Raw genomic sequence first — 5,517 nt, 5'->3', positions numbered from 1 at the left:
AGCCTGGCTTTGCCGAGCGAAAGCAATGGCTTGTCGCCGCCGCCCATCCGGCGCGACTGGCCTCCCGCCAGGATGATGCCCGCAACGCTTCGGTCCATCAGACCTATATGCCGTCCGGCGCCATGTCGGGTCCAGCGCTTTCGGCGGCAGTCTGCCGCCGGCCGACGACGCGCTCGCGATAGAGCGCGTAGAGGCCGGAGCCGATGATGATCGCGGCGCCGATGGTCATCGGCAGGTCGGGGATGTCGCCGAAGATGACGAGGCCGAGCAGGATCGACCACAGCAATGCGGTGTAACGGAAGGGCGCGATGAAGGAGATGTCGCCCGAGCGCATCGCCATGATGATGAACTGATAGCCGATGAGCACCAGCACCGCCGCCAGCGCCAGCAGTGCTGTCGCGTCGGCGCTCATCGGCGTCCAGCCGCCCATCGGCGACAGCAGCAGCGCGCCGAGCACGGTCATGGCCAGCGCCGTCGCCGTCGACACCAGCATGGTCGGGATCGCATGCGGGATGCGCTTGGTGGCCAGGTCGCGCACGGCGCAACAGACGACGCTCGTCAGCGCCAGCAGCGAATAGACGCTGAACCCTTCGAAACCCGGCCGCACGATGATCAGCACGCCGGCAAAGCCGACGGCGATGGCAAGCCAGCGACGCCAGCCGACGCCTTCGCCAAAGAAAAGCGCGGCACCCATCGTCACGGCAAGCGGCAGCGCCTGCAGGACGGCCGAGACATTGGCGATCGGCAGGTGCGCCAGAGCGACAAGGAAGGAGACAGTGGCACCGGCCTCACCGGCAACGCGCACGGCCACCATCGGCTGCAGCATGGCGCGGGGATCGGCAAGCGCACCGCGCCGCCAGGCGAGCAGGCCGACGAAGAGCGACGCGAAAGCGCCCCGCACGAGCATGACCTGCGCCATGTTCATCGATTCGGACGAGAATTTGGTGATCGCGTCGTTGAGCGTGAAGCCGATCATAGCCACGACCATGAACAGCGCGCCGCGAAGATTGGGCGAGGGAGGCAAGGGCGTTTCCAATTATTCTTGGATCAAGCCTCTAGCAGGCAAGTGGGAAACAGCAACGTCAAAGAAATGGGCCACAGCATCTGCTGCGGCCCAGCTTGCAGGAAAACAGTGGGCCTTATTTCTTCGGCGTCAGCGTCTCGGTGCCGTTGCCATCCTTGCCTGCGATGGTCCAGAGCCCGTGCAGCGAGCCGTCGTCCTCTACCTTGTAGACGACGAGGCCGATTTCCTTGCCCATCACATAGCCTGCCGAAAAGGCATTGTCGTTGCGCATGCAGATGCCGTCCGAGGACGAGCCGCCGGTTTCCCAATGGATGGTGCAGGTCGTCTCGCTGGTCAGCGTGATGTTGCCTCGCCGTCGTAGGACGAGCCGTCGAAATTGGTGCCGGAAACCGTGTAGGTGCCGCCGATCGACTGGGCGGCTGCCGGCATCGAAACGACGCCAAGCATTGCAAGCGAAAGCATGAATTTGCGCATATGAACTTTCCCCCTTAGAGCGAAAAAATCGCGCTCGAAAGCTAGGCCGGAACAGGCCAGCGGTAAATCGGGCGGCGGCCATTGCGGAAGGTTTATTTGCGGCGTGTCGCCCGAGCTCAAGGCCCGCGCAGGCTTTTGGCGATGGTGCCTGCCAGGGGATCGTATTTCGCCTTGAGCGAGGAGGGATATTCGATCCAGACGGTGCGGATGACGCCATCCTTTCCGAACAGGCGTCGCTCGTAGAAGACCTTGTCGCCCTTGACGCCGGAGAGCACCGCCCAGTTCTTACCGGTCTTGCCGTAGGTCACCTTGTAGCCGGGTCCGGTGTTCGCCTTTTCGTCGTCGACGAAGCTTTTCGGTGTGTCGTTATCGACGTTGTAGATACCGGAGCAGGTCAGGCTGGCGCCGTCGGCGCTCAGCCATTGTTGCCCGTCGCCGTTTTCAGGCTCAGGCAAGCGGTCGCTGAAAATCTCGTCGGGAAAGGTGCAGGCGGTGCCGAAGCGCGCATTGACGTAGGTGAACGGCTTCGCGATTGCCGTTGTCGTGACGACTGCAAACAACGACGACAAGGCGATCGCCAAAGGCGCTCCCTGGATGAGATGAAGACGCTTCATGGTGCCCCCAAGGTCAGTGACCAAAGGTGATCCTGCACCAATTTTCGGAAAAAATCAGCCGCCGGTGACGCTCATATGGCGCGATACGGAAGGACGGCTGGTGCGGCGGTCGATGACGAAATCATGGCCCTTCGGCTTCCGCCCGATCGCCTCGTCTATGGCCTCGCCGACCAGCTCGTTGCCTTCGGAGGCGCGCAGCGGTGCCCTCAGGTCGGCCGCATCCTCCTGGCCGAGGCACATATAGAGCGTGCCGGTGCAGGTCAGCCGGACACGGTTGCAGCTTTCGCAGAAATTATGCGTCATCGGCGTGATGAAGCCGAGCCGGCCACCGGTCTCAGCGACCTGGACGTAGCGCGCAGGGCCGCCGGTCTTATAAGGGATGTCGGTCAACGTGAACTGGCGCTCCAGCGAGGCGCGCAGCAGCGACAGCGGCAGGTATTGGTCGGTGCGGTCGGCGTCGATCTCGCCCATCGGCATGGTCTCGATGACGGTGAGGTCCATGCCGCGGCCGTGCGCCCAGCGCAGCATCTCGGGGATTTCGGCGTCGTTGAAGTCGCGCAGCGCCACGGCATTCAGCTTGACCTTCAGGCCTGCGGCCTGCGCGGCGTCGATGCCTTCCATGACCTTGCCGAGATTGCCCCAGCGGGTGATCTGGCGGAACTTGTCGGCATCGAGCGTGTCGAGCGAGACGTTGATGCGCTTGACCCCACAGTCGGCGAGTTCCGCCGCAAAGCGCGAGAGCTGCGAGCCGTTGGTGGTGAGCGTCAGCTCTTCAAGCGCGCCGCTCTTGAGATGGCGCGACAACTGGCGCACCAGATGCATGATGTTCTTGCGCACCAGCGGCTCGCCGCCGGTCAGCCTGAGCTTTCTCACGCCCTTTTCGATGAAGACGCCGCAAAGTCGGTCGAGCTCCTCGAGCGACAAGAGGTCCTTCTTCGGCAGGAAGGTCATGTCCTCGGCCATGCAATAGGTGCAACGGAAATCGCAGCGGTCGGTAACCGACACGCGCAGATAGCTGATCGTGCGACCGAAGGGGTCGATCATGTCCATTTGCAAGCGTTTCCCATGGCCTGAGCGGCGTCGTTATATACAGCTATGTGATACGATCCAACCGCGCATTCAAGATAGAAGGTCTTGATCTTTGGTAACATTCCCCGACCGACATTCTCTGTCGGGCTGCCTTGCATGGCCTTTCAGCGTCGCGCAAAGCAGCGTAGGGAAGGACGCGACTCACGCAGGACCAGAAATGACGGCGCCAAAGGAACTGAGGGTCTCGAAGGACCGCAGGCTGCTCACCGTGACTTTTCCCGGGCATCAACCGTTCGAATTGCCGGCGGAGCTTTTGCGCGTCGCCTCACCTTCGGCGGAAGTGCAGGGCCATTCGCCTGAACAGCGGGTGACCGTACCCGGCAAGCGCAACGTCGCGATCCTCAAGATCGAGCCGATCGGCAATTACGCGGTGCGGATCACCTTCGACGATTTCCACGACACCGGCATCTTCACCTGGAACTATCTCCACACGCTCGGCCATGAGAAGGACGAGCGCTGGAATGCCTATCTCGCCGAACTGGCCGAGAAGGGGCTCAGCCGCGATCGCTAGCCCGGGCGCAGGTCCAAATTTGGCGATCGGCTGTCGTCAAGGCGTCACGGACATAGAGTAGCGCCGGCAAAAGGTCAGGAGGCGAAAAGATGTCGCTCATCACGTCGGTCGAACAGCTCGAAGCGCTCTACGGGCTGCCTGGCGAGGCCTCGATCGTCAAGGAACTCGACCATGTGATCCCCGAATATGCCGCCTTCATCGAGGCCTCGCCCTTCGTGGCGTTGGCGACCAGCGGGCCGGAAGGGCTGGACTGCTCGCCGCGCGGCGATCTCGCCGGCTTCGTGCGACTCGTCGATGAAAGGACGCTGATGATGCCCGACAGGCGCGGCAACAACCGTGCCGATTCGCTGAAGAACATCATTCGCGATCCGCGCGTCGGGCTGCTTTTCCTGGTGCCCGGCTCCGGCACGACGCTGCGCATCAACGGCCGCGCCCATATCACCACCGATCCCGAGCTTTGCGCGTCCTTCACGGTCGACGGCAAGCCGGCCCGGTCGGTCACCGTCGTTGCGCTCGACACCGTCTATTTCCAGTGTGCCCGCGCCATCGTGCGCTCCGACCTCTGGAATCCGGCGAAGCATGTCGATCCGAAGTCGTTGCCGACGCCCGGCCAGATCCTGGAAATCACCAGCCGCAAGAACATCGACGGCGAGACCTATGACAGGGAGTGGCCGGAGCGGGCGAAAAAGACGATGTGGTGAGGATAATTCAGGTGAGGCCGGCTTGACCTGATCTCGGAGCACCTGGAAGTCAGGCTTCCTTCAGCACCTCGGCGATCTTGCGCATCTGCTCGCCGATCATGTCGCACTGTTCCGGTGTCGACTGGCTCATCGCCTTCTCGATCAGCGCCATGTGCACTTTCAACGCCCGCATCAGCAAGGCTTCGCCGGCTTCCGTGAGGTTCAGCCGCAGCACGCGCTTGTCCTTTTCGTCGCCCTCGCGGCGCAGCAGGCCGCGCGCCTCGAGCTGCGGCAAGAGCATGGTGATGTTGGAGCGGCCGACCAGGAGCTTGCGGGCAAGGTCGTGCTGCGACATGCCGGGGTGGCGGTAAAGGTTCATCAGCACGTCGAGCTGCGCCGGCTTCAGGTCGAGCGGCGTGAGTTTCGTCGCCAGCGTGCGCTCCAGCACATGGCAGGCGCGCGCCACCGCAACCCAGTTGCGAAAGCGCGGATTGTCCCAGGGCAGGTCTTGCTTAATGTTCATGTTTGAACTATTATGTTCATGCTTGAACGAATGGATGGACTGCCAATATGGCATCATTTGGAATGAAGGTCATCCGGGGCGTATTCGGCGCCGCCGAGCATGTCGCGCCGGGTCTCAGCGGCCGCGCCGCGTTCGAGTTGTTCTGCCGCACGCCAAACATCAAATCCCTGAGCGACGGCGAGCGTCGCGCCGTCGAGCGCGCTGCCGGTTTCATGGCTCAGGCGCGTCATCACCGGCTCAAGACGAGGACGGATTGCGTTGCGGTGCATGAGTTCCGGACGGAGCCGGGCAGGGGCTCTCGCGGCACCGTGCTCGTCATCCATGGCTGGCGCTCGCGCACCGAATATATGCGCGCGCTGATCGAAGGATTTTGCGGGGCCGGCTACAAGGTTGTGTCGCTCGACCTGCCCGGGCACGGCCACTCGCTCGGCCGCCATCTCAACATGGTGAACGCGGTGGATGCGGCGCGGGTCGCAGGCGAATGGTTCGGTCCTTTTGCAGCCGTGGTCGGCCATTCCTTCGGCGGCGCGATCGCCGCCAACGCGGTCGCAGCCTCGGTGAAAGACATGCCGCCGCTGGCGGCTGAAAGGCTGGTGCTGATC

General features: G+C 63.0%; 8 protein-coding genes and 1 pseudogene. 3 read left to right on the top strand and 6 right to left on the bottom strand.

What is annotated here, in order from left to right:
- From EOA38_RS26550 to moaA, 5 genes and pseudogenes are all read right to left on the bottom strand, one after another.
- The coding region (locus EOA38_RS26550) for an NTP transferase domain-containing protein (protein WP_148669488.1) at nt 1–98 on the bottom strand (98 nt) is incomplete at its 3' end.
- A gap of 5 nt (nt 99–103) precedes the next feature.
- Nucleotides 104–1,024, bottom strand: coding sequence for a DMT family transporter (locus tag EOA38_RS26545; RefSeq protein WP_127300622.1), 921 nt, complete (start codon nt 1,022–1,024; stop codon nt 104–106).
- 115 nt (nt 1,025–1,139) lie between these two features.
- Nucleotides 1,140–1,498, bottom strand: a pseudogene (locus EOA38_RS41160) (hypothetical protein).
- A 116-nt stretch (nt 1,499–1,614) separates the two neighbouring features.
- Nucleotides 1,615–2,112 (bottom strand): hypothetical protein, encoded by a 498-nt coding sequence (locus EOA38_RS26535; RefSeq protein ID WP_127300621.1) that lies wholly within the window; start codon nt 2,110–2,112, stop codon nt 1,615–1,617.
- A gap of 54 nt (nt 2,113–2,166) precedes the next feature.
- Nucleotides 2,167–3,162: a GTP 3',8-cyclase MoaA gene (gene moaA, locus EOA38_RS26530; RefSeq protein WP_127300620.1), complete on the bottom strand. Its 996-nt coding sequence runs from the start codon at nt 3,160–3,162 to the stop codon at nt 2,167–2,169.
- Between the two features lie 196 nt (nt 3,163–3,358).
- On the opposite strand from moaA, the gene EOA38_RS26525 reads away from it, so the two are divergent.
- Nucleotides 3,359–3,712, top strand: a complete 354-nt coding sequence (locus EOA38_RS26525) for a DUF971 domain-containing protein (RefSeq protein WP_127300619.1) — start codon at nt 3,359–3,361, stop codon at nt 3,710–3,712.
- Between the two features lie 89 nt (nt 3,713–3,801).
- Nucleotides 3,802–4,413, top strand: coding sequence for a pyridoxamine 5'-phosphate oxidase family protein (locus EOA38_RS26520; RefSeq protein WP_127300618.1), 612 nt, complete (start codon nt 3,802–3,804; stop codon nt 4,411–4,413).
- 49 nt (nt 4,414–4,462) lie between these two features.
- Here the strand turns inward: EOA38_RS26520 and EOA38_RS26515 are convergent, their stop codons facing one another.
- Complete coding sequence (locus tag EOA38_RS26515) at nt 4,463–4,915, bottom strand: MarR family transcriptional regulator (protein ID WP_126093935.1); 453 nt, start codon at nt 4,913–4,915, stop codon at nt 4,463–4,465.
- 47 nt (nt 4,916–4,962) lie between these two features.
- Between EOA38_RS26515 and EOA38_RS26510 the strand changes: the two genes are divergently transcribed.
- Nucleotides 4,963–5,517, top strand: a 555-nt coding sequence (locus EOA38_RS26510) for an alpha/beta fold hydrolase (RefSeq protein ID WP_127300617.1), incomplete at its 3' end; no start/stop codon positions are given.

Origin of the sequence: Mesorhizobium sp. M1E.F.Ca.ET.041.01.1.1, assembly GCF_003997355.1 — a bacterium.
Lineage (GTDB): Bacteria > Pseudomonadota > Alphaproteobacteria > Rhizobiales > Rhizobiaceae > Mesorhizobium.
Note: the sequence above shows the minus strand (reverse complement) of the source record. Positions and strands in the feature narration are given on the sequence as shown.